22 protein-coding genes, 1 tRNA gene and 2 pseudogenes are annotated in these 23,075 nt (G+C 47.4%); 22 read left to right on the plus strand and 3 right to left on the minus strand.

Annotation, left to right across the window (positions count from 1 at the left end; all coding sequences use genetic code 11):
* The 11 genes and pseudogenes from atpE (at position 1) to BMX58_RS07500 (ending at position 8,899) form a co-directional block, all read left to right on the plus strand.
* A complete protein-coding gene (atpE, locus tag BMX58_RS07450; protein ID WP_068561687.1) occupies positions 1–213 on the plus strand; it encodes a F0F1 ATP synthase subunit C in 213 nt (70 codons plus the stop codon).
* A 39-nt stretch (positions 214–252) separates the two neighbouring features.
* Positions 253–756: a F0F1 ATP synthase subunit B gene (gene atpF / locus BMX58_RS07455; RefSeq protein WP_068623129.1), complete on the plus strand. Its 504-nt coding sequence runs from the start codon at positions 253–255 to the stop codon at positions 754–756.
* A gap of 1 nt (position 757) precedes the next feature.
* Entirely contained in the window at positions 758–1,276 is a 519-nt protein-coding gene (locus BMX58_RS07460) for a F0F1 ATP synthase subunit delta (protein ID WP_162268621.1), read from the plus strand.
* Positions 1,277–1,298: 22 nt separating this feature from the next.
* Positions 1,299–2,810: a F0F1 ATP synthase subunit alpha gene (gene atpA, locus BMX58_RS07465; RefSeq protein ID WP_068623127.1), complete on the plus strand. Its 1,512-nt coding sequence runs from the start codon at positions 1,299–1,301 to the stop codon at positions 2,808–2,810.
* A gap of 37 nt (positions 2,811–2,847) precedes the next feature.
* Positions 2,848–3,768 carry a F0F1 ATP synthase subunit gamma gene (locus BMX58_RS07470; protein WP_068623126.1) on the plus strand — a complete coding sequence of 307 codons (921 nt, stop codon included), beginning with the start codon at positions 2,848–2,850 and terminating at the stop codon, positions 3,766–3,768.
* 18 nt (positions 3,769–3,786) lie between these two features.
* Positions 3,787–5,223, plus strand: a complete 1,437-nt coding sequence (atpD, locus tag BMX58_RS07475) for a F0F1 ATP synthase subunit beta (protein WP_068623125.1) — start codon at positions 3,787–3,789, stop codon at positions 5,221–5,223.
* 1 nt (position 5,224) lies between these two features.
* Positions 5,225–5,650: a F0F1 ATP synthase subunit epsilon gene (locus BMX58_RS07480; protein ID WP_068623124.1), complete on the plus strand. Its 426-nt coding sequence runs from the start codon at positions 5,225–5,227 to the stop codon at positions 5,648–5,650.
* Between the two features lie 284 nt (positions 5,651–5,934).
* Entirely contained in the window at positions 5,935–6,162 is a 228-nt protein-coding gene (locus BMX58_RS07485) for a DUF1146 family protein (protein WP_068623186.1), read from the plus strand.
* Positions 6,163–6,279: 117 nt separating this feature from the next.
* Positions 6,280–7,593: a UDP-N-acetylglucosamine 1-carboxyvinyltransferase gene (gene murA, locus BMX58_RS07490; RefSeq protein ID WP_068623123.1), complete on the plus strand. Its 1,314-nt coding sequence runs from the start codon at positions 6,280–6,282 to the stop codon at positions 7,591–7,593.
* Between the two features lie 64 nt (positions 7,594–7,657).
* Positions 7,658–8,641 (plus strand): annotated as a pseudogene (gene mreB, locus BMX58_RS07495) (rod shape-determining protein MreB); the annotation flags it as partial.
* Positions 8,642–8,710: 69 nt separating this feature from the next.
* Positions 8,711–8,899 carry a DNA-directed RNA polymerase subunit beta gene (locus BMX58_RS07500; protein ID WP_239420555.1) on the plus strand — a complete coding sequence of 63 codons (189 nt, stop codon included), beginning with the start codon at positions 8,711–8,713 and terminating at the stop codon, positions 8,897–8,899.
* Between the two features lie 371 nt (positions 8,900–9,270).
* On the opposite strand, the pseudogene clpP reads toward BMX58_RS07500, so the two are convergent.
* From clpP to BMX58_RS07510, 3 genes and pseudogenes are all read right to left on the minus strand, one after another.
* Positions 9,271–9,870, minus strand: a pseudogene (gene clpP / locus BMX58_RS07505) (ATP-dependent Clp endopeptidase proteolytic subunit ClpP); the annotation flags it as partial.
* Positions 9,871–9,998: 128 nt separating this feature from the next.
* Positions 9,999–10,172 carry a hypothetical protein gene (locus BMX58_RS14660; RefSeq protein WP_157077232.1) on the minus strand — a complete coding sequence of 58 codons (174 nt, stop codon included), beginning with the start codon at positions 10,170–10,172 and terminating at the stop codon, positions 9,999–10,001.
* Between the two features lie 7 nt (positions 10,173–10,179).
* Positions 10,180–10,251: transfer RNA gene (locus BMX58_RS07510), tRNA-Arg, on the minus strand.
* Positions 10,252–10,488: 237 nt separating this feature from the next.
* Between BMX58_RS07510 and BMX58_RS07515 the strand changes: the two genes are divergently transcribed.
* The 11 genes from BMX58_RS07515 to BMX58_RS07565 all read left to right on the plus strand — a co-directional run bounded on the left by BMX58_RS07515 (position 10,489) and on the right by BMX58_RS07565 (position 23,074).
* Positions 10,489–11,583 carry an RNA polymerase factor sigma-54 gene (locus BMX58_RS07515; protein WP_068623121.1) on the plus strand — a complete coding sequence of 365 codons (1,095 nt, stop codon included), beginning with the start codon at positions 10,489–10,491 and terminating at the stop codon, positions 11,581–11,583.
* A 366-nt stretch (positions 11,584–11,949) separates the two neighbouring features.
* Entirely contained in the window at positions 11,950–12,987 is a 1,038-nt protein-coding gene (locus tag BMX58_RS07520) for a sugar-binding transcriptional regulator (RefSeq protein WP_068623120.1), read from the plus strand.
* 40 nt (positions 12,988–13,027) lie between these two features.
* Complete coding sequence (gene gap / locus BMX58_RS07525; RefSeq protein WP_068623119.1) at positions 13,028–14,029, plus strand: type I glyceraldehyde-3-phosphate dehydrogenase; 1,002 nt, start codon at positions 13,028–13,030, stop codon at positions 14,027–14,029.
* A gap of 111 nt (positions 14,030–14,140) precedes the next feature.
* The gene (locus BMX58_RS07530) at positions 14,141–15,331 is read left to right on the plus strand and encodes a phosphoglycerate kinase (RefSeq protein ID WP_068623118.1); all 1,191 of its coding nucleotides are present in this window, start codon (positions 14,141–14,143) and stop codon (positions 15,329–15,331) included.
* Between the two features lie 25 nt (positions 15,332–15,356).
* Entirely contained in the window at positions 15,357–16,112 is a 756-nt protein-coding gene (gene tpiA, locus BMX58_RS07535) for a triose-phosphate isomerase (protein WP_068623117.1), read from the plus strand.
* Entirely contained in the window at positions 16,112–17,644 is a 1,533-nt protein-coding gene (gene gpmI / locus BMX58_RS07540) for a 2,3-bisphosphoglycerate-independent phosphoglycerate mutase (RefSeq protein WP_068623116.1), read from the plus strand. Before tpiA ends, gpmI begins: the two co-directional genes overlap by 1 nt.
* A gap of 94 nt (positions 17,645–17,738) precedes the next feature.
* Positions 17,739–19,040, plus strand: a complete 1,302-nt coding sequence (gene eno, locus BMX58_RS07545) for a phosphopyruvate hydratase (protein ID WP_068623115.1) — start codon at positions 17,739–17,741, stop codon at positions 19,038–19,040.
* A gap of 321 nt (positions 19,041–19,361) precedes the next feature.
* Complete coding sequence (gene serC, locus BMX58_RS07550; protein WP_068623114.1) at positions 19,362–20,447, plus strand: 3-phosphoserine/phosphohydroxythreonine transaminase; 1,086 nt, start codon at positions 19,362–19,364, stop codon at positions 20,445–20,447.
* On the plus strand, positions 20,447–21,616 hold the full coding sequence (locus BMX58_RS07555; protein ID WP_068623113.1) for a phosphoglycerate dehydrogenase: 1,170 nt from the start codon (positions 20,447–20,449) through the stop codon (positions 21,614–21,616). Before serC ends, BMX58_RS07555 begins: the two co-directional genes overlap by 1 nt.
* A 280-nt stretch (positions 21,617–21,896) precedes the next feature.
* Positions 21,897–22,136: a preprotein translocase subunit SecG gene (gene secG / locus BMX58_RS07560; RefSeq protein WP_068623112.1), complete on the plus strand. Its 240-nt coding sequence runs from the start codon at positions 21,897–21,899 to the stop codon at positions 22,134–22,136.
* 179 nt (positions 22,137–22,315) lie between these two features.
* The gene (locus BMX58_RS07565; protein ID WP_068623111.1) at positions 22,316–23,074 is read left to right on the plus strand and encodes an alpha/beta hydrolase; all 759 of its coding nucleotides are present in this window, start codon (positions 22,316–22,318) and stop codon (positions 23,072–23,074) included.
* The last annotated feature ends 1 nt before the right edge of the window (position 23,075 follow it).

Here is a 23,075-nt window from a genome sequence, read left to right on the forward strand (position 1 = left end):
ATGAACTTTATAGGAGCTGCTATTGCGGTTGCCGGTGCAGCAATCGGCGCATCATTAGGAAACGGGAAAGTTATTTCTACTACAATCGAAGCCATCGCCAGACAACCTGAATTACAAAGCAGATTGCAGACGTTGATGTTCATCGGTGTCGGCTTGATCGAAGCTGTTCCCATCATGGCGGTAGTTATAGCCTTCTTACTGATTTTCCAATAATAGGGACCAGCAAGACCGATAACTACAGGAGGGATGAGAATGACAGCCAATCTTGTATTGGGAGAGATCACCGCATTAGGTGATACGATTGTCACGCTGCTGTCATTTCTGATATTGATGGCTCTTATCAAGCAATTCGCATGGCAGCCTTTGATGAAGGTCTTAACGGATCGGGAAGAAATGATACATGCAAATATTGATAAAGCGGCGACGGCGCGCGAGAATGCCGAGAAGAAACAAGCGGAAGTCGATGCGCAGTTGATAGAAGTCAGAACTGCAGCCAGCGATATTTTGAACCGGGCTCAGGCGGAAGGCAATGAAATACAGCAGAACATCATCAAAGAAGCAAAAGAAGATGCACTACGGATCAAACAAGTGACCCAGAAAGAACTGGAACTCGAAAGAAAACAGGCCCTTGAGAGTTTGCGCGCCGAAATCGGAGTCATATCTGTGGATATCGCCGAAAAGATTCTAGGCAAGGAAATCACTCAAGCGGATCAACAGAGTTTGATCGAAGCGTTCATTGAAGGGCTGGATGATTGATATGGCCAGAAACGGGAATGCTATCGCCGCTGTTGAGGCCTATGTACAAGCTTATTATAACCGCCTTCCGAACTCGAAGATTGCGGATAGACTGTATCTTGATCTATCGCAATTGAAGGATGTCTTTAATCAAGCGGATGCCGATCAGGGCGAGAAGCCGAATCTTGATTTGGCGGTGAAATATCTCGCGCCTGAAACGCTGGCGTTTTTGGAGGGGCTCCAAGATAATCTTGATGACGAAGGGATCTTGGCTTCGATCAATGCGTTCAATGCGCTATATGAGAACAAAAAGGTGTTTGTGAATGTGAAGTTGACTTCTGCGGTTCCTTTATCGGGAGAACAGAAAGCGCGCATCTTGGACAAATTGGAAAAAAGAATCGGGGAAGCGACCTTTTTCGTGACTGAAGCTGTCGATCCCAAAGTGATGGGTGGCGTCCGATTGGAGTCGGAAAACCACTATTTCGACAATACCATCGCTACGAAGTTGAAAGACATGAAGAAACATATTCTAAAAGATTAATAGGGTTGAAGAGGTGAATAATGTGGCTACTGAAAACGAAGATTTGAGTTCATTGATCAAAAACAGGATCAACACTTTTCAATCTGTATCAGAGTTTGAAGAAATTGGTAAGGTTACCTATATCGGTGATGGGATAGCCCGCGCGAAAGGTCTGGAGAACGTTATGTCCGGCGAATTGCTGGAGTTCTCCAATGGATCCATCGGTATGGCCCAAAACTTGGAAATGAACGATGTCGGCATCATCATTTTTGGCGCATATGAAAATATCCATGAGGGCGATATCGTCAAACGTACAGGCAAAATCATGGAAGTGCCGGTCGGAGATGCTCTGATCGGTCGGGTCGTGGATGCGTTGGGCATTCCGGTCGATGGCTTAGGCAGCATCGAAACGACCAGAACGAGACCGGTGGAAAATCCGGCACCGGGCGTCATGGATCGCCAGTCCGTAAGAGAGCCTCTTCAGACCGGCCTGAAAGCATTGGATGCTTTGGTGCCGATCGGCCGAGGACAACGCGAATTGATCATCGGCGACCGCAAAACCGGGAAAACCAGCATCGCAATCGATGCCATCCTGAACCAGCGCGGAAAAGACGTCATCTGCATCTACGTCGCGATCGGACAAAAAGAATCAACCGTCCGCAACATGACGGAAACGCTGAAAAAATACCATGCGATGGATTACACGATCGTAGTGACGGCCAGCGCTTCGCAATCGGCGCCGATGCTTTATATCGCACCTTACGCTGCTACAGCGATGGCGGAAGAGTTCATGCACAACGGCAAACACGTCCTGATCGTATACGATGACCTTTCCAAACAGGCGGCTGCCTACCGTGAAATGTCCTTGCTCTTGCGCCGTCCGCCAGGTCGTGAAGCTTACCCAGGGGATGTCTTCTACTTGCACTCCCGCCTGTTGGAACGCTCCGCAAAATTGAACGATGAATTGGGAGGCGGCTCCATCACCTCTTTGCCGATCGTGGAAACACAAGCCGGGGACATCTCCGCTTACATTCCGACGAACGTCATCTCCATCACGGATGGACAAATTTTCCTGGAAAGCGATTTGTTCTTCTCGGGAATCCGCCCGGCTTTATCTGCCGGATTATCCGTTTCCCGTGTCGGCGGATCCGCCCAAATCAAAGCAATGAAAAAAGTATCCGGAACGTTGCGTATCGATTTGGCCAGCTATCGCGAGTTGGAAGCATTCACTCAATTCGGTTCGGATTTGGATGTTTCCACCCAGAAACGTCTCAGCCGCGGCCGCAGAACTGTGGAAATACTGAAGCAGGACTTGCACAAGACTTTGGATGTCGAAAAACAAGTTCTTATTCTCTATGCCTTGACGCATGGATTCATCGATTCCGTTCCGGTGCAGGACATCGAACGGTATGAGACCGAGTTGTTCAAATTCGTCAAAATGTCCTATCCGAATCTGTTCTCCATCATCACGGAGACAAAAGACTTGCCGCCTACGGAAGACTTGGATGAAGCGCTGAATGCATTCGCGGGCATCTTTATTCCGCATGCCGAGTAGAGTGGTCAGCATGAACAGATAATATTGAGGTGATAATATGGCAGAGTCTTTAATAGACATCCGGAAGCGTATCGCTTCCACCAAGAAGACAAGTCAAATAACAAGCGCCATGCAAATGGTATCTGCCTCCAAACTGATCCGTGCCGAACAAAAGGTTCGGGGATATCAGCTTTATGCAGCAAAAATACGCGAAATCGTAACCCATATCGCCAGTACGCAATTGTCGTTGCTTGAGGAGCATGGACATGCGACAGCCAGCGATCAGGTCCTGGTCGATTTCCATGACATGTTGATCGAACGTCCGATCCGCAAAACCGGCTATTTGATCATTTCCTCCGATAAGGGATTGGCTGGCGGTTACAACAGTTCGATCCTCAAAGCGACAAAGGATATGCTGGCGGCCGACCATGCATCAAACGATGAGTTTGTTGTCCTGTCGGTCGGCGGCACAGTCGCTGATGACCTCAGAAAGAGCGGCATCGAAGTCGCATTCGAAATCCGGGATCTGAACGATCAGCCAAGCTTCACGGAAGTGAGCGATATCGTGATAAAAGCGATCCAACTCTATCGGGACGGTGTTTTTGATGAGTTGTATGTTTGCTACAAACACCATGTGAATGCTCTGATATCAGAGTATCGGGCCGAGAAAATGCTGCCGCTGACGGATTTGGATTCCCATGAAGCGGTCGGATACGAAGTCGATTATCTTTTTGAACCGAACAAAGAAGAAATTTTGGAAATTTTACTTCCGCAATATGCGGAAAGTTTGATTTACGGCGCCATTATCGATGCAAAGTCAGCCGAACATGCTTCCCGTATGACGGCCATGAAGAGCGCCACCGATAATGCCACCAAGATGATCAATGATATGACGATTCAATACAACCGAGTGAGACAGACTGCGATCACGCAAGAAATCACCGAAATCGTCGGCGGAGCTTCTGCTCTTGAAGATTAGAAAATGGGAGGGAAAGGCATGAAAAAAGGTCATATTGTACAAGTAATCGGGCCGGTAGTCGACGTTGGCTTCCCATTGGAAGAGGGTGTTCCGGACATCCGCAATGCGCTGATCGTGCATAAGGCACCCGCTGCTGGAAGTAACGAGGAAGAGGGAGACACCATCGTACTGGAGGTTTCGCTGGAACTCGGAAATGGTGTGGTCCGCGCAATCGCAATGGAATCGACGGATGGCCTGCAAAGAGGGCTGACTGTCGTCGACACTGGGGCGCCCATCAAAGTACCGGTTGGTTTGGGTACTTTGGGACGTGTGTTCAACGTATTGGGTGACGCGATCGATCTGAAGGGAACTATCCCCGATGATTTCCGTCGCGAATCCATTCACAAAAAAGCGCCGACATTCGATCAGTTGAGCAGCAACTTTGAGATTCTGGAAACGGGCATCAAAGTCATCGATTTACTGGCGCCTTACCTAAAGGGCGGAAAAATCGGCCTGTTCGGTGGAGCGGGCGTCGGCAAGACGGTGCTGATCCAGGAACTGATCCATAACGTTGCGGAGCAGCATGGCGGCATTTCGGTATTCACGGGTGTCGGCGAGCGTACGCGCGAAGGGAACGATCTTTACCACGAAATGCAGGAGTCCGGCGTCGGTGAAAAGACCGCCATGGTGTTTGGTCAAATGAACGAACCGCCGGGTGCCCGGATGCGGGTTGCTTTATCAGGCTTGACGATGGCGGAACATTTCCGTGACGAAGAAAAACAGGATGTGCTGTTGTTCATCGATAATATTTACCGGTTCACTCAAGCCGGTTCCGAAGTGTCTGCGCTGTTGGGCCGGATGCCATCAGCGGTAGGGTATCAACCGACATTGGCTACAGAGATGGGGCAATTGCAGGAGCGCATCAGTTCCACAAAAGATGGCTCAATCACTTCCATCCAAGCGATCTATGTACCGGCGGATGACTATACCGACCCGGCACCGGCAACAACTTTTGCCCACTTGGATGCAACGACCAACTTGGAGCGGAAGCTGACCGAACAAGGGATTTACCCTGCTGTGGATCCGTTGGCCTCTTCTTCCAGCGCGCTTTCTCCGGAAATTGTCGGAGACGAGCATTACGAAGTAGCAACCAAAGTCCAGCGCATTCTGCAGCGTTACCGAGAACTGCAGGATATCATCGCAATCCTCGGGATGGACGAATTGTCCGATTCCGAGAAAATCACGGTGAACCGCGCAAGACGGATCCAATTCTTCTTGTCCCAAAACTTCCACGTAGCCGAAGCCTTTACGGGCGTTCCGGGATCGTATGTCCCTGTTGCGGAAACTGTCCGCGGCTTCAAAGGGATCGTGGAAGGCAAATACGATGGCGTGCCGGAAGAAGCTTTCCGCAACGTCGGTACTATAGAAGAAGTTCTGAAAAAAGCGAAAGATTTAGGCTATAAAGGAGGGGAATGAGATGGCAGTTCTGCAAGTCAATGTAGTGACGCCGGATGGTATCGCCTTTCAGCATCGCGCTAAAGCGGTGACCGCCAAAACGACGGACGGCGGCATTACCATCATGCCAAACCATACCCCGATCATTGTGCCTTTGGCTATCGCCGATCTGATCGTGACGCGTGTAACCGATGAACTTGCCCAAAACCATATCGCCGTCAACGGCGGCATCATGGAAGTGCGCGACAACATCGTCAACATCATTGCGAACAGTGCGGAACGTGCGCGGGATATCGATATCGACCGTGCCGAAGTCGCGAAGGAACGCGCCGAAAGACGGATGGCGGAAGCGCGTGACATCAAAAATGAGAAAGAATTCCAACGTGCAAAGATCTCGCTCTCGAAAGCCATCAACCGTATCGGTGTTTCGAAAAACAGATCCAGCTGAAAAAGAGGCCAGAGATGGCCTCTTTTTTTGCTGGATCTGTGCATTTCCTGACAATTAATGTATGAATGGGATAACGCCTACAGAAGATCTGCAGAAATAGCCCTCAATTTCATTTTGATGTGTTGTAACATATTATTATACCTGATTGGGAAAATGAATGTAAACGATTTTCTTAGTAAATTCTTAGGGGATGCTCTGACAAAAACGAGCTTCCTTGTTTTTTTTTCAAAATTTATATGTTAGTATAGTTTGAGAATATGGGAGGAGTGCGTCGCTTGGACATAATGATGTTTAACGGTATAATAGTATTGATATCCCGTATGATATTCATTTTCATTTCTTTCTGGTCGATGAAAGCCATCAGACTGGAGAAGTGGATAAGGAAGGGGCACGTACGCGAAGCACGGGTGCTCTATTTCTTTCTGTCGATTACTTTAGGCTATACGGTAAGTACTTTTCTGCTGGAGTTGGTGACGACTTCCCGGAACATCAGTTACTTGCTGTTCTCCTGATCCGCTCACAACTGCACGAAATATTTTTTTGCAAGGCAGGTCGGAGTCACGGTTATACAAAAAGTTGCATACAAACATACAAATGAGATCACAATTGACTTTCGGAGGGATTTTTTTATGGAAAAAATAATTGTTCGCGGCGGGAACCGTCTTGAAGGAACAGTTAAAGTAGAAGGCGCAAAAAACGCAGTTTTGCCGATTTTGGCCGCGACACTTTTGGCTAGCGAAGGACAGACCGTTTTGACGAACGTTCCGATACTTTCGGATGTTTTCACGATGAACAACGTCCTGAAGCATCTGAATGTCGGCGTTGAATTCCAAGAAGAAAACAACACCATCTTAGCGGATGCATCAAACGACATTCATTCTGAAGCACCATTTGCCTATGTCAGCAAAATGCGTGCATCAATCGTCGTAATGGGTCCGCTATTAGCACGTCTTGGGCATGCCCGCATCGCATTGCCGGGCGGATGCGCCATCGGAACACGGCCAATCGATCTTCACCTGAAAGGGTTTGAAGCGATGGGAGCCGATATCAAAATCGAGAATGGTTTTGTAGAAGCGAAAGCGGACAGATTGGTCGGCGCGCGCATTTACCTGGACTTCCCGAGTGTCGGCGCTACGCAGAACATCATGATGGGAGCAACCTTGGCGGAAGGGACGACAATCATCGAAAACGTGGCGCGCGAACCTGAAATCGTCGATTTGGCCAATTTCCTGAACCGTATGGGCGCAAGGGTAATCGGAGCCGGAACAGAAACAATCCGCATCGAAGGCGTATCATCCATGAAAGCAACCGAACATTCGATCATCCCGGACCGCATCGAAGCCGGAACATTCATGATCGCGGCGGCAGTTACGAACGGGAATATCTTCATTGAAGATGCCATTGCTGATCATAATAAACCGCTGATTTCAAAATTGAAGGAAATGCACGTCGCTTTCCAGGAAGAGGAAAACGGTCTGCGTGTCATCGGTCCGCGTTCTTTGAAGGCGACCGACGTCAAAACGATGCCGCACCCTGGATTCCCTACCGACATGCAAGCGCAAATGACGATTGCGCAATTGGTGGCGCAAGGGACCAGCACGATGACCGAAACCGTGTTCGAAAACCGTTTTATGCACTTGGAAGAAATGCGCCGCATGAACGCTGATTTCAAAGTTGAAGGGCAGACGGTCCTGCTCCACGGCAACACTGACTTGCAGGGCGCCGAAGTTGCTGCATCGGATTTGCGTGCGGCAGCTGCACTGATCATTGCCGGTCTTGTTTCCAAGGGCTATACGCGCGTGACGAACTTGTCGCATTTGGATCGCGGTTATTACGAATTTGATAAGAAGCTGCAAGCATTGGGCGCCGACGTGGAACGCGTGACTGAAGATGAAGCGAATGTCTTCAGCGATGCGGATGTCGAAGCGCTTTTCGCTAAATAAGCCGGACAACTGTGGTCCGCAAGATAGCTGTTGCTAAATGATGAATGTTTGAGAGGGGAACAACGTGGCCAGAGATATAGGAATCGATTTAGGTACAGCGAATGTACTGATTCACGTTAAAGGGAAAGGCATCGTGCTGAACGAGCCTTCCGTCGTCGCAGTAGACACAAAAAGCGGGAAAGTATTGGCAGTTGGCGAAGAAGCCTATATGATGGTCGGTCGTACGCCGGCAAACATCAGGGTGATCCGTCCGTTGAAAGGCGGCGTCATCGCAGACTTTGACATCACCGAGGCTATGCTGACTCATTTCATCGATCGTTTGAATGTGAAGGGCTTTTTGACCAAGCCGAACATTCTGATCTGTTGTCCGACGAACATCACGACAATCGAACAAAAAGCGATTATCCAAGCCGCAGAAAAGAGCGGCGGCAAAAATGTTTATCTCGAGGAAGAGCCGAAAGTCGCGGCTGTCGGAGCCGGGCTTGACATTTTTCAACCAAACGGCAACATGGTCATCGATATGGGTGGCGGAACGAGTGATATCGCTGTTTTGTCTTTGGGTGGCATCGTAACGAGCAGCTCGATCAAAACAGCCGGCGATAAACTGGATGCCGATATCATGAACTTCGTGAAACGTGAACACAAATTATTGATCGGCGAGCGCACAGCCGAGAGAATTAAAATTACGATCGGAACGGCATTGCCGCCCGAAAAGGAAGAAAAGATGGAGATCCGCGGCCGTGATATGGTGACGGGCCTTCCGCGCACTATCTACATCACTTCGAAAGAAGTGTATGAAGCGATGCACGAAACTTTGGTCCTTGTCGTGGAACAAGCGAAAGAAGTATTGGAAACGACGCCTCCTGAATTGGCTGCCGACATCATCAACACCGGCATCGTTGTTACGGGTGGAGGCGCGTTGATCAGCGGAATCGAGAAACTCTTTTCGAGCGAGTTGAAAGTTCCTGTTTTTGCGGCTGAAAAGCCTTTGGATGCTGTCGCTTTAGGGACCGGCATCCTGTTGAACAACATCGACCAACAGAATCGTCCGTCCAGTGGGTTGTTCGGGTTGTTGGCGCGCTTGCTGCAGAAAACCAAAATAAAAAAAGGAAGATAGGTGATTGCTGTGAAATTTGATTTCAAGCCTGTACGATCAACATTGCTGTGGGTTTTGATATTCATGTTGCTGGCCTTCATCCTGTTCGGAGCCGGTCTGATGGTTGGATATGGCGTCATTGGCGACGGCAATCCGATGCTGGTCTTCAGCAGACAGACTTGGGAACATATCTTCAATTATATCCGTTAAGCAAACGGGAAAGGCAGCCGGAGCGCGACGCGCTCCGGCTGCCTTTCTCTTTGAAGTAAAGCCGGGCTTGCGGGGGATGCTTGATTTTTTGGTGCTCATTTTGATCTGTTCCGGCGAACGAAGGCTTCGCCTGAGGACATCCACGATTCGACGGGCGTCCTCAGGCGAGGATGGCTCCGTCGGAGATCGAATCTGCATGGACAGGTCACCTCCGGCCAACAGCTGCCTCGCCGGAGCTGCGAACTTTTCGTATCCGCCGCGGCTCTCCGGTTGACGCCTGGATCCTCCCTTCCAGTGCAGTGCAAGCCAAAACAAAAGCGAAGACGAACAGCATCGTTGTGCTGGTTGTCCTCGCTTTTGTCGCATGTATGTTATTTCAATGTTTTCGAGCTGACCATGACCTCATCAATCAAGCCGTATTCTTTTGCTTGTTGTGCAGTCATGTAGTTGTCGCGGTCGGTATCGCGTTCGATGACTTCCATCGGTTGGCCTGTTTTCTCAGCCAAAATTTTGTTCAGGCGTTCGCGTGTTTGCAGGATATGACGGGCCGCAATTTCGATTTCGGTTGCTTGACCTTGGGCGCCGCCGAGCGGTTGGTGGATCATAATTTCGGCATTCGGCAAAGCGAAACGTTTGCCTTTTTCGCCGGCTGTCAAAAGGAAGCTGCCCATGGACGCCGCCATCCCCATCGCGATAGTCTGGACATCCGCTTTGATGAAGTTCATCGTGTCGTAGATGGCTAAACCAGCGGAGACGCTGCCGCCTGGAGAGTTGATGTAGATATAGATATCTTTTTCGGAATCTTGTGCATCCAGGAAAAGCAATTGTGCGATGACGGAGTTTGCTGTGTTATCGTCGATCGGGCCGCTCAACATAATGATGCGGTCTTTCAGAAGGCGGGAGTAAATGTCGTAGGCACGTTCGCCACGGGATGATTGTTCGATTACTGTAGGGATTAGATTCATGTATGTTTCCTCCTCGTTCGTTTTGAATGAACAGTATTCTTTATAAGCTTTATTTTAACCCATTGGTCAGGAAAGGTCAATCGGAATGTTTGGGCGGCTGCCTTTCGCTTTCTGACGGATTACGTCTAAGTCAATCATATCGTTTCGGCCGAAAAATGTCCAAAAATAGCGAAAGAAAAAGAGCTGTTTAACGGCAGCCTGGCAGGTATACGCTTTTCCCGACAAAAAAAGTCGCCTTTCCGCTCGGGAAAGGCGACTTTTTGCGTTGCTTTTGGATGCAGATGCGACGGATATTGGTCCGTCAGCATAATTGGACGTCTCCTGAGGGAATCGAACCCCCATCTCAAGAACCGGAATCTTACGTGATATCCATTACACTAAGGAGACAAGCAACATTAGAATTATAACCCATAGCGTGAAAGATGGCAAGAGGGAAATGCAAATCCGAATCAATCGACCCCCGCAATGGTTTGTTTTTCCGAAGGATGCATCGGCTGAACTGCCGAATTCAGCCCGAAGTAGCGCCAAGGAATCGGCGGAATTGGCTAGCAAAACGGTGTAAACGATTTCAAATAAGGCTTGCGTGTGATAAAATGATTACTGGAAAGGTGAGGAGGGGTCGATATGTCGGATACAGTAAGCAAACGGATGGATAAGGAAACCTTCGATGAATCGGTGATAATGGCGGGATACAGCAATGACGAGTTGATTGCTTATCTGCAACAAAAAGCGTTGGAGAATCCTTTGATCGAAGTGATGATCAACAAAGAATTTGATGAACGCGCTATGAGGGAAAAGACGGTAGTGTACAAGCCGGATAAAGATGATCCGATGGACATGGTTTCCGCGATGGAGCAAGTGTCCGAGGAAGCCCCGGCGTTGGATACTTATTTAATGGAACAGATCTATGCGAATATGCGGGATACGCCGTTGCGCGACCTGGTTTTGTATCTAGTGGCATTCGTCAATCCGGAAGGGTATGTCACCCTCGACTTGAACGAAGCCGCGGAACAGAAGGGTGTCGAACCGATTGTGATGCTGGATGCTTTGACCCTTTTGCAGCAATTGGATCCCCCTGGAGTAGGGGCCCGCAATCTGCAGGAGTGCCTGATGCTGCAGACGGAACGGGATGAATACGCGCCGGAAATCGCTTATTACATTTTGGAGAATCATTTTGCGTCTTTCAGCGACCGGAACTGGCAGGAAATAGCTGATGAGCTTGACGTCGACCTTTTCGATGTGAAGGTTGTTTTCGAGTATGTTCAGACCTTGGATCCGACACCGGGATCGGCTTTCGGCGAGGACTCGCTTTCGTTGATCCGGCCAGATCTTTATCTGCAGCTGGTGGAGGGGCACCCGACAGTGAAATACAACGAGTGGGCTTCTCCAGTTATCGTATTTCAGAAAGAATATTATGAAGAGCTGAAGCGTCACGAGGATAAGGAAGTCCAAGCTTTTGTTGAGGCTAAGAAGGCGGAAGGGGAGCAGCTGCGTTCCGCGCTGGCCTTCAGGAAGGACCTTTTGCTTCGGGTTGGAGAAAGGATCTGCCAATTGCAGAAAGTTTTTTTCCTGGAAGGCAAGGATTTGGAACCGTTGGACGTGAGCCGTTTGGCTGCTGAGTTGGCTGTCCCGGTCGCGATCATGCGTGAAGTTTTATTGGATAAAATGATCGAAACGGATCGTGGGACATTTTTGTTGCAACACTTATGCGGTGAATAGGCGTAAAAGCCGGTTTTAAATAAAAAAGTTGCGAAAGGATAAACAATAAAGGGACGTAAAACGACCCTTTAGAAACAGTTGCTGTAGCAAGGTTTTTTGAAAGGTTCGGCCTCGATGGCAATCGGATTATAGGGCAATCGTGATATATTGAACGAATTCGTTTTGGAGAAAATCGAATTAATTTGCTAAAAAGCTTGAAACGGCTAGTGTTTACTGTTAAAATGATGAAGTAAAGACGAGGGAGAAAAGACGCAAGTAAAAAAATATTTACCGTCATATTTTATGTCTCCCAATATGAAATAAACGAGGGCCGCTTAAAATTGCGGCGGGACAGAGAGTGCCCACGTGCAAATGAAGAGGGGTTTTATGGAAGAGTCTATTTCAGTCTTGCAGCAAATAGTCCCGGACATCATGTCGGTTCTTCAAAATCGTTACCATATCATGCGTAATGTCCAAATGTATGCTCCAGTCGGAAGACGCGTCCTGGCCGATAAAGTTTCTTTGTCTGAAAGAACTTTGCGGACGGAGACAGATTTTTTGCGGAAAAAAGGTCTGCTCTCAAGTTCCAAGAACGGAATGGAGTTGACTGAGGAGGGCGAAGCTGTTTTTCGCCAACTGGAAAAATTCATGCGATTGTTGCTGAATATGAGTGCGAAAGAAAAGGCGTTGGCGGATTATTTGAACATCCAGTTTTGTAGGATCGTTCCTGGCGATAGTGATGAAGATGCGTCCGTTTTGGACGAAATCGGAAACACAGCAGCCAAAGAATTGCATGCGCTGTTGCCGGCCGGCGAATTTATCGTTGCTGTTGCTGGCGGAAGTACGATGGCACAGGCCGCCGAACATTTTTCACCGGAATTGTCCCAGAACAGGAAGTTTATTTTTGTTCCGACCCGGGGCGGTTTAGGCGAATCCATGTCGATACAGGCCAACAGTGTCAGCGATCGGATGGCGCAATTAGTCGGTGGTGAGAACATGGCGCTCTTCGTTCCGGATAATCTGAGCGAAAAGGCTTATGCATCAATGAAATCCGAACCATCGATCAAACATACCTTATCCGTCATGAAAAAGGCAAACTGCTTGTTATATAGTATCGGGAATGCTAAAGTAATGATGGAAAGACGCAGAATGTCCCACGGGATGATTTCGTCCCTGGAAGCGCATAATGCGGTAGGTGAAGCCTTTGGTTGTTACTTCAATGAGAATGGCGAAATCGTCTACCGATTATCGCGATTCGGTCTTCAGATCGAAGACATCGAGAAGATCCCTTATGCAATGGCCATCGCAGGGGGAAGCACGAAAGCCAAGGCAATCAAAGCGTTTATGAAATATGCCCCCCATCAAACCTGGCTGATCACGGATGAGGGCGCAGCTAACCTGATTTTAAAAGGGGAAACCCTTTAAAATAAAAATTTTTGATTTATCCTAAGGAGGAAATCTCAGTATGACAGTAAAAGTTGGTATTAACGGTTTTGGACGTATTGGACGTTTAGCATTCCGCCGCATTCAAGAAGTAGAAGGAATCGAAGTTGTAGCGATCAATGACTTGACTGACGCTAAAATGTTGGCTCACTTATTGAAATATGATACAACTCAAGGCAGATTCAATGGTGATGTTGAAGTTCACGACGGATACTTCACTGTAAACGGAAAAGACATCAAAGTGTTATCACAACGTAACCCAGCGGAACTTCCATGGGCTGAACTTGGCGTTGAGTTCGTATTGGAATGTACTGGATTCTTCATGAGCAAATCAGGCGCTCAAGCTCACGTTGATGCAGGTGCTAAACGCGTTCTGTTGTCTGCTCCAGCAGGCAGCGACGTTAAAACAATCGTTTATAACGTTAACCACAATGAATTGAACTCTGACGATGTTATCGTTTCAGGCGCATCTTGCACAACTAACTGCTTGGCTCCAATGGCTAAAGTATTGAACGACGAGTTCGGAATCGTTGAAGGCTTGATGACTACAATCCACGCTTACACTGGCGACCAAAACACTTTGGATGCTCCACACCCTAAAGGTGACTTCCGTCGTGCACGTGCTGCTGCAGAAAACATCGTACCTAACACAACTGGTGCTGCTAAAGCTATCGGCGATGTATTGCCTGAATTGAAAGGCAAATTGGACGGAGCTGCTCAACGTGTTCCAGTTCCTACAGGTTCATTGACTGAATTGGTTACTGTTCTGGAAAAAACTGTATCTGTTGAAGAAATCAATGCTGCCATGAAAGCTGCTGCTAACGAATCTTACGGCTACACTGAAGATCAATTGGTTTCCAGCGATATCGTAGGCATCAACTTCGGTTCTTTATTCGATGCAACACAAACTAAAGTAATGACAGTTGGAGACAAACAATTGGTTAAAACTGTTGCTTGGTACGACAACGAAATGTCTTACGCTTCACAATTGGTACGTACTTTAGTAGAATTTGCTAGCTTATAAGATACAGTCTTTCATTTATTGAAAAACTGAATCGTAGAAGATAACGAAAGCGGGGAGGCAACGCGCTTCCCTGCTTTTCTTATGTAGATACACATATCAGGAGGCGACGTAATGACAAAGAAAGTTGTAACAGATTTAGATGTAGCTGGAAAAAAAGTATTGGTTCGTGCTGATTTCAATGTTCCTATGAAAGACGGAGCAATCACTAACGACAACCGTATCGTTCAAGCTCTTCCTACAATCAACTACTTGATCGAAAACAACGCAAAAGTTATCCTTTTCTCTCACTTAGGAAAAGTAAAAACTGAAGAAGACAAAGCGAAGTTGAGCTTGAAGCCTGTAGCGGAACGTTTGGCTGAATTGTTGGGAAAAGAAGTAACTTTCGTGCCTGAAACACGCGGCGAAGCTTTGGAAGCAGCAGTTGCAGCTTTGAAAGACGGAGATGTTTTGGTATTCGAAAACACTCGTTTCGAAGATGTTGACGGCAAAAAAGAAAGCAAAAACGATCCTGAATTGGGCAAATACTGGGCTAGCCTTGGCGACCTGTTCGTAAACGATGCATTCGGTACGGCTCACCGTGCACATGCTTCCAACGTCGGAATCGCTTCTAACCTTGAAAGCGCAGCTGGCTTCTTGATGGAGAAAGAAATCAAGTTCATCGGCGGAGCTGTTGACGAGCCTGTTCGTCCATTCGTAGCTATCTTAGGCGGAGCGAAAGTAAGCGACAAGATCGGCGTCATCAAACACTTGCTGAACAAAGCCGACAAAGTACTTATCGGCGGCGGCATGGCTTACACATTCATGAAAGCACAAGGCTTGGAAATCGGCAAATCCTTACTGGAAGCTGACAAAGTTGAATTGGCTAAAGAATTGTTGGAGAGCGCTGGCGACAAATTGGTATTGCCTATCGATGCTAAAATGGCTCATGAGTTCGGCAACGATGTGGAAATCACAATCGCTAAAAACGATGAATTCCCTGCTGACCAAATGGCATTGGATATCGGACCTGCTTCCGTTGAATTGTTCGCTAAAGAGCTTGAAGGCGCGAAAACTGTCGTATGGAACGGACCTATGGGTGTGTTCGAATTATCTAATTTTGCTCAAGGAACAATCGGTGTCTGCGAAGCGATCGCTAAATTAAGCGATGCTGTTACAATCATCGGCGGCGGAGACTCAGCTGCAGCTGCTATGCAATTAGGCTTTGCTGATGATTTCACGCACATCTCAACAGGTGGCGGAGCATCATTGGAATACCTTGAAGGCAAAGAATTACCAGGCGTAGCATCAATTTCTGATAAATAAGCAACCATCTTAAGGAGTGATTATATTGCGTAAACCGATTATTGCCGGTAACTGGAAAATGAACAAAACAGCCAAAGAAGCACAAGCATTTATCGAGGCTGTAAAAACTAAGGTTCCTGCTTTTGACAAAGTGGAAGCTGTTATTGGATCACCGGCTTTATTTTTAGAAAACATGGTATCAGCTACAGAGGGGACAGATTTGAAAGTTGCCGCGCAAAACTGTTACTTTGAAGAAGAGGGTGCCTTCACAGGTGAAATCAGCCCGAAAGCTTTAGGGGACTTAGGCGTCGATTACGTCATTATCGGCCACTCTGAAAGACGTGAATACTTCCACGAAACTGATGAAGACATCAACAAAAAAGCACATGCTATTCTGCGTAATGGTATGACACCTATCGTATGCTGCGGTGAAACGTTGGAACAACGTGAATCAGGCGTAACAAACGAATGGGTATCAGGCCAAATTACGGCTGCTTTGAAAGATTTGACTGCAGATCAAGTTGCTAACCTGGTTATTGCTTATGAGCCAATCTGGGCAATCGGTACAGGTAAATCTTCTACTGCACAAGATGCGAACGACACTTGCGGCGTAGTGCGCGCAACTGTTGCTTCAATCTACGGCCAAGAAGTGGCTGACAAAGTCCGCATTCAATACGGCGGCAGCGTAAAACCTGAAAACATTGCTGAATACATGGCCGAAGAACACATCGATGGCGCATTGGTCGGTGGTGCTAGTTTGGTTCCTGATTCATTCTTAGCATTATTGGAGGCTATTAAATAATGAGTAAAAAACCGGTAGCGATAATTATTTTGGACGGTTTCGGTTGGAGAAATGAAATGATGGGCAATGCGGTTAAGCTAGCAAAGAAACCGAACTTTGACCGTTATTGGAACAATTTTCCGCATGCAACGATGCTGGCTTCCGGATTGGCTGTAGGACTGCCTGAAGGGCAAATGGGTAATTCCGAAGTAGGGCATACAAACATTGGTGCCGGACGGGTTGTCTACCAAAGTCTGACCAGAATCGACAAAGCTATCCAAGATGGCGAATTCCTGACGAACGAAGCGCTTGTTGGTGCTTACGATCACACTACTGAAAATGACTCTGCTTTGCACCTTTTCGGTCTGCTTTCTGACGGTGGTGTACACAGTCACATCAACCATGTCATCGCATTGATCAAGAGCGCAAAAGAAAAAGGCGTGAAAAAACTTTATCTGCATGCTTTCCTTGATGGCCGTGACGTGGATCCGCACGCTGCACCAGGCTACATCGAAACAGTGGAAAAAGCGATGGAAGAAATCGGCCTTGGCGAAATCGCGACTGTTTCTGGTCGTTACTATGCTATGGACCGTGACAACCGTTGGGAACGTGTCGAATTGGCATACAACGCCATCGCACACGGCGAAGGCGAAAAATTTGAATCTGCACAAGATGTCGTTAAGGCAAGCTATGCGGATGATAAAACAGATGAATTTGTATTGCCGTCCGTTATCGTCAAAGATGGCGAACCGATCGGAACTTTGAAAGATAATGATGCCATCATCTTCTTCAACTTCCGTCCGGACCGCGCAATCCAACTTTCAAATGCCTTCACCAACGAAGAGTGGACGAACTTCGACCGCAAAGAGCGCGCTAAAAACGTGAAATTTGTGACGATGACTTCTTACCAAGATACAGTAATCGCGGAGATCGCCTTCAAGCCAATCCCAATGACGAATGTTTTGGGTGAAGTGCTTTCCCAACATCACTTGTCGCAATTGCGCATCGCGGAAACCGAAAAATATCCGCACGTAACTTTCTTCATGAACGGCGGACGTCACGAGCCTTTCGAAGGCGAAGGACGCATCCTGATCCCTTCACCAAAAGTTGCAACTTATGATTTGAAACCTGAAATGAGCGCTTATGAAGTGGGCGATGCATTAGTGAAAGAGATCAATGACGACAAATACGACGCCATTATCCTGAACTTTGCGAACCCTGACATGGTAGGCCATTCAGGTATGTTGGAACCTACAATCAAAGCGATCGAAGCAGTGGATGAGAACCTGGGTGCAGTCGTTGATGCTATTCATGCAAAAGGTGGCTATGCCATCATCTTCGCTGACCACGGTAACGCGGACACTATGTCCACTGAAGACGGACAGCCGCATACTGCCCACACAACCGTTCCGGTTCCTGTGATCGTGACCAAAGAAGGCGTAACGTTGCGCACAGACGGCAAATTGGCCGATGTCGCTCCAACTATGCTGGATCTGTTGAACATAGAAAAACCAGCAGAAATGACAGGTGAATCGCTGATCGTTAAAGCGTAAGCAAAACGCTTCAGCTATTGCATAAAGTAAGAAAATTGTCTAAAATGAAACTTGGTAAGACAAGTAATTCAGCCAACTAAAAGGAGAGAAAACCATGCCATACATTACAGATATTTTAGCTAGAGAAGTACTTGATTCACGCGGTAACCCAACTATCGAAGTTGAAGTCTTCACAGAGAGCGGCGCTTTCGGACGCGGAATGGTTCCATCAGGAGCTTCTACGGGCGAACACGAAGCAATCGAATTACGTGACGGAGACAAAGCGCGTTACCTTGGAAAAGGTGTTTTGAAAGCTGTAGAAAACGTAAACGACATCATTGCTGACGCTCTTTTAGGTTTCGATGTGCGTGACCAATTGGCTATCGACAAAACAATGATCGAATTAGATGGCACTCCTAACAAAGAAAAATTGGGCGCTAACGCAATCTTGGGTGTATCAATCGCAGTTGCTCGCGCTGCAGCGGATTACCTGGATGTACCTTTGTACCAATACCTAGGCGGATTCAACGCGAAAACATTGCCGACTCCAATGATGAACATCATCAACGGCGGATCTCACTCAGATGCTCCTATCGCTTTCCAAGAATTCATGATCTTGCCAGTAGGCGCGCCTTCTTTCAAAGAAGCATTGCGTTGGGGTGCTGAAATCTTCCACGAATTGAAATCAATCCTGAAAAAACGCGGTTTGGAAACTTCTGTTGGGGATGAAGGTGGTTTCGCTCCTCGCTTCAACGGAACTGAAGATGGCGTAGAAACTATTTTGGCTGCAATCAAAGCGGTCGGTTTGGAACCAGGCAAAGATGTCTACTTAGGCTTCGACTGTGCATCATCCGAGTTCTACGAAGACGGCGTTTACAACTACGCTAAATTCGAAGGCGAAGGCGGCGCAAAACGCACTGCTGCAGAACAAGTGGATTACTTGGAAGAATTGGTCAACAAATACCCAATCATCTCTATCGAAGACGGTATGGACGAAAACGACTGGGATGGCTGGAAGCTTTTGACAGAACGTCTGGGCGAACGCGTTCAATTAGTTGGGGATGACTTGTTTGTAACCAACACTGAAATCTTGTCTCGCGGAATCGAAAACGAAATCGGAAACTCGATCCTGATCAAAGTTAACCAAATCGGTTCATTGACTGAAACTTTCGAAGCTATCGAAATGGCTAAAAAAGCTGGTTACACTGCAGTTATTTCTCACCGTTCAGGCGAAACAGAAGATTCAACTATCGCTGATATCGCTGTAGCGACTAACGCTGGCCAAATCAAAACTGGTTCATTGAGCCGTACTGACCGTATCGCTAAATACAACCAATTGTTGCGCATCGAAGATCAATTAGGCGAATTGGCTGTATACGAAGGCTTGAAAGCTTTCTACAATCTTAAAAACAAATAATCATTACTAATCAACAGGAGGGCAGTGCTTGGAACGCTGTGCTCGCATAAACGCCGACTGGGACAAACGGTCGGGAAAAAGTCCGGTGCTTGGAACGCCGGACTTTTTTTGTGTTTATAAGCTGTAATGTTCGTGTTTGGGTTGGTAAATTTGGTTTAAGTTCCAATATAATCATATTTTAAAGGTTTGTTCCTAACATCCGCATGTAAATATTTTTGGAAATTGGACATTTTCGCTTTCATTCGCTGTGTAATCTGCTATAATAAGATTAAATTATTATTAATAAATAATGAGGACAATTGATAAGGGGGAGACAAAAGGATGAAAAGAGCAAGAAATTTTTCCGCTGGTCCAGCAATACTACCAGAACCAGTCTTAGAGAAAGTACAGAGAGAAATGCTATCCTACAAAGATAGTGGCATGTCAGTTATGGAGATGAGTCACCGCTCCTCCTTGTTCGAAGAGATCATTCAGGATGCAGAGCAGTTGCTGCGCGAATTGATGAATATCCCGAAAGGCTACAAAGTCTTATTCCTGCAAGGCGGCGCCAGCCTGCAATTTGCGATGGTTCCGATGAATCTGGGAAAAGGCGGCAAAGTCGGGTACATCAACTCCGGATCATGGGCTAAAAAGGCCATCTCTGAAGCTAAGATTCTGAAGGTTCCGAATATCGAAGTATTGGCCAGTTCCGAAGCGGATAATTTCACTTACATTCCTGAAATTCCGGAAACAGATGAGGCGTATGATTATATCCATATCACTACAAACAACACAATCGAAGGGACTGCTTTCCAAACGATCCCGCGTTTCGTGAATGCACCGATTGTAGCCGATATGTCTTCCAATATTCTTTCAAATAATTACGATGTCAACGATTTCGGATTGATCTACGCAGGCGCACAAAAGAACATCGGTCCTGCCGGCTTGACGATCGTCATCGTCAAAGAAGATCTGATCCAGACCGAGAATACACTGCCTAGCATGCTGGATTACCGTACGCACATCAAAAACGATTCCTTATACAATACACCGCCAAGCTTTGCCATCTACGTGGCAAAATTAGTCTTCGAATGGTTGAAGGACCTGGGCGGAGTGGAAGCAATGGTGAAGCAGAACGAAGAGAAAGCCGGCTTATTGTACCGCACAATCGAAGAATCAGACTTGTTCTCTTCTCCGGTCGCAGTCAATTCCCGTTCATTGACGAATATCCCATTCGTTACCGGAGACAAAGAGTTGGATGCGAAGTTCGTCAAGGAAGCGACTGCATTAGGCTTCCTGAACCTGAAAGGCCACCGCTCCGTAGGCGGCATGCGCGCAAGTATCTACAATGCATTCCCGTATGAAGGCGTTAAAGAATTGACAGAATTTATGAAAGCTTTTGAAGCTAAGGAAGGGAAATTCAAATAATGTTCCAGATTAAAACTTACAATGCGATCGCCCCAGAAGGCCTGAATTTACTGAACGAAGACCAATTTGCCCTTAACACAGGAGAAACGCCTGACGGCATCATCCTGCGCAGCGAAAAATTGCATGGCATGGAATTTCCCGAAAGCTTGAAAGCCATCGCACGTGCCGGCGCCGGCGTCAACAATGTGCCCGTCGAAGAGTGTTCCGCAGCAGGCGTCGTTGTCTTCAACACGCCTGGTGCGAATGCCAATGCGGTTAAAGAACTTGTAATAGCCGGCCTGATCATGGCTGCCCGTCCGATCAAAGAAGGAATGGAATGGGTTCAGACGTTGAGCGGAGACGATGTCGATAAGCAAGTCGAAAAAGGCAAGAGCCAATTTGCTGGTACGGAGATTTCCGGTAAAACACTGGGTGTCATCGGCTTGGGTGCCATCGGTGCAATGTTGGCAAATGACGGTTTCCGCTTGGGCATGGAAGTCATCGGTTACGACCCATATGTTTCTGTGGAAACAGCCTGGAACATCAACCGCCGCGTCCAAAAAGCTTCTTCAATCGCAGAAGTGTTGGCAAAAGCGGATTACATTTCGATCCACGTTCCTGTCACAGCCGAAACAAATGGCATGGTGGATGCAGCTTTCCTTGATCAAATGAAGGATAATGCTGTCCTGTTGAACTTTGCCCGCGGCGAATTGGTCAATACAGCCGATATGTTGGCGGCATTGAAAGAAAAGAAAATCCGCAAATACGTAACTGACTTTGCCGAAGAAGCTTTGCTGCACAATGATGACATCATCGTTTTGCCGCATTTGGGAGCTTCTACCGAAGAAGCTGAAGTGAACTGCGCGATCATGGCGGCCCAAACGCTGAAATACTTCCTGGAGACAGGGAATATCGTGAACTCCGTCAATTTCCCGGGTGTCGACATCGCGATGCAATCGCCGATCCGTCTGACGATCATCAACAAAAACATCCCGAACATGGTCGGCCAGATTTCCTCAGGCTTGGCTAAATACTTCATCAACATCGAAGATATCCTGAACCGCAGCCGCGGCAACTACGCCTACACTGTAATCGATATCGCCGAAACAGACCAGGCCGTATTGGATGAAGTAGTCGAAAAAATCAAAGAAATCGATGGCGTCGTCAACGTCCGCGTCATCAGAAGATAGAGTGTGATGATTTGCGTTTAGACACCCGTACGTTGGAGAAATCAGCTGCCGTTCAACCTCTTTTGTGAACGGCAGCTGATTTCGAAACGGTAGTGATGTCTGCGAATCAGAACACGTTTACGACAGAGCACGAAAACCACACACCAAAAAAGCGTTCAGACAGTTCCCTCGAACAAGAGGCGGGCATGTCCGGACGCTTTTCTTTTCTCAAATTGCTAGTAAAAGCCTATCATTTGTGCTAAAGTTAGTAGTAGAAAATTATTATAGGGAGGTCCATCCTTTGTCATTATACGATGTACTATTAACGGCTCTGTTGGTTGTTTCTGTGCTGTTGATCATTGTTGTGCTGATGCAGCCATCAAAAACAAATGCAGCCAGCACGCTTACAGGTGGAGCGGAACAATTATTCGGTAAACAAAAAGCTAGAGGCTTTGAAGCGGTGCTGCGCCAGATCACGGTCGTTCTGGGAGCGCTGTTCATCCTGTTGGCCTTGGCTTTGACTTATTTATCCTCAAATTGATTTTTGCAGCAGAAACCACAATTCCGGGTTCTGCTTTTTTTTTCGCCCGAAAAAATCAATCGGCAGACAAGGAGAGGCACCGGGAGAATGCTTGGAAATTCCGCCTGCAATAATTGGATATATTAGGAAAAAAGCTGTAAATACAGTAAAATGAAGATGAACGAGTAGGGAGGAATAGTATGAAAGAAATCAATTTGCCGGAGCCTTTTTTCTTCGAAGCCGGCCCGCGCGCCGTTCTTTTGCTGCATGCCTATACCGGCAGCGCAAATGATGTGCGTCTGTTGGGACGCTTTTTGGAACGAAACGGGTATACTGTATATGCACCGAATTTTACGGGTCATGCGACCGGCCGTTTTGAGGACATCCTCGATTTGGGCGGGCCGGATGTCTGGTTTGTCGATGCCATGCGCGCAAAAGAAGAACTGATCCGGAAGGGCTACAATCAGATTGCCGTATTCGGATTGTCGATGGGCGGTATTATGGCAACGCGGGCCATCGAGACGGGTGGGTTCATCGGCGGAGGCTCCTTCAATTCTCCGATCATCAGCTTCGAGGAATCCCGGGTGCCGGTCAGTTTTATGCATTTCGCGAAGTTGGCGAAAAAGAAACTGGGCATGGCCAATCTGGAAATCGAGCACGAACTGGCTTTGATGAAGCCGAAATTGACGATTCAGCTTGCGCAATTGGATGAGTTTACGGAACTGATCAAGGCGAATCTGTCCGCGATCACGGTGCCCTATTACATCGCCCAATCCGGCAAGGATGAAATGATCAGCGCAGACTGCGGAAAATTCCTTGCCGATCGCCTCCAGGATGCGGATGTGGATTATCATTTCTTCCCGGAAGCAACCCATGTCATCACGGTTGGGAAAGACAGAAACGAGTTTGAAGAAACAGTCTTGGCATTTTTGAACCGACTAAATTGGAATGAGGGATAAG

It is taken from the genome of Trichococcus ilyis, from assembly GCF_900109135.1.
In the GTDB taxonomy this organism is placed as follows: domain Bacteria; phylum Bacillota; class Bacilli; order Lactobacillales; family Aerococcaceae; genus Trichococcus; species Trichococcus ilyis.

Excerpts from the sequence above, each read along its gene's own strand:
- BMX58_RS07470 (WP_068623126.1), top strand. The coding sequence starts at position 2,848 with ATGGCAGAGTCTTTAATAGACATCCGGAAGCGTATCGCTTCCACCAAG.
- gpmI (WP_068623116.1), top strand. The coding sequence starts at position 16,112 with ATGAGTAAAAAACCGGTAGCGATAATTATTTTGGACGGTTTCGGTTGG.
- atpF (WP_068623129.1), top strand. The coding sequence starts at position 253 with ATGACAGCCAATCTTGTATTGGGAGAGATCACCGCATTAGGTGATACG.
- atpD (WP_068623125.1), top strand. The coding sequence starts at position 3,787 with ATGAAAAAAGGTCATATTGTACAAGTAATCGGGCCGGTAGTCGACGTT.
- BMX58_RS07480 (WP_068623124.1), top strand. The coding sequence starts at position 5,225 with ATGGCAGTTCTGCAAGTCAATGTAGTGACGCCGGATGGTATCGCCTTT.
- atpE (WP_068561687.1), top strand. The coding sequence starts at position 1 with ATGAACTTTATAGGAGCTGCTATTGCGGTTGCCGGTGCAGCAATCGGC.
- eno (WP_068623115.1), top strand. The coding sequence starts at position 17,739 with ATGCCATACATTACAGATATTTTAGCTAGAGAAGTACTTGATTCACGC.
- BMX58_RS07565 (WP_068623111.1), top strand. The coding sequence starts at position 22,316 with ATGAAAGAAATCAATTTGCCGGAGCCTTTTTTCTTCGAAGCCGGCCCG.
- BMX58_RS07485 (WP_068623186.1), top strand. The coding sequence starts at position 5,935 with ATGATGTTTAACGGTATAATAGTATTGATATCCCGTATGATATTCATT.
- BMX58_RS14660 (WP_157077232.1), bottom strand. The coding sequence starts at position 10,172 with ATGCTGACGGACCAATATCCGTCGCATCTGCATCCAAAAGCAACGCAA.
- BMX58_RS07520 (WP_068623120.1), top strand. The coding sequence starts at position 11,950 with ATGGAAGAGTCTATTTCAGTCTTGCAGCAAATAGTCCCGGACATCATG.
- serC (WP_068623114.1), top strand. The coding sequence starts at position 19,362 with ATGAAAAGAGCAAGAAATTTTTCCGCTGGTCCAGCAATACTACCAGAA.
- BMX58_RS07515 (WP_068623121.1), top strand. The coding sequence starts at position 10,489 with ATGTCGGATACAGTAAGCAAACGGATGGATAAGGAAACCTTCGATGAA.
- BMX58_RS07530 (WP_068623118.1), top strand. The coding sequence starts at position 14,141 with ATGACAAAGAAAGTTGTAACAGATTTAGATGTAGCTGGAAAAAAAGTA.
- gap (WP_068623119.1), top strand. The coding sequence starts at position 13,028 with ATGACAGTAAAAGTTGGTATTAACGGTTTTGGACGTATTGGACGTTTA.
- BMX58_RS07555 (WP_068623113.1), top strand. The coding sequence starts at position 20,447 with ATGTTCCAGATTAAAACTTACAATGCGATCGCCCCAGAAGGCCTGAAT.
- murA (WP_068623123.1), top strand. The coding sequence starts at position 6,280 with ATGGAAAAAATAATTGTTCGCGGCGGGAACCGTCTTGAAGGAACAGTT.
- BMX58_RS07460 (WP_162268621.1), top strand. The coding sequence starts at position 758 with ATGGCCAGAAACGGGAATGCTATCGCCGCTGTTGAGGCCTATGTACAA.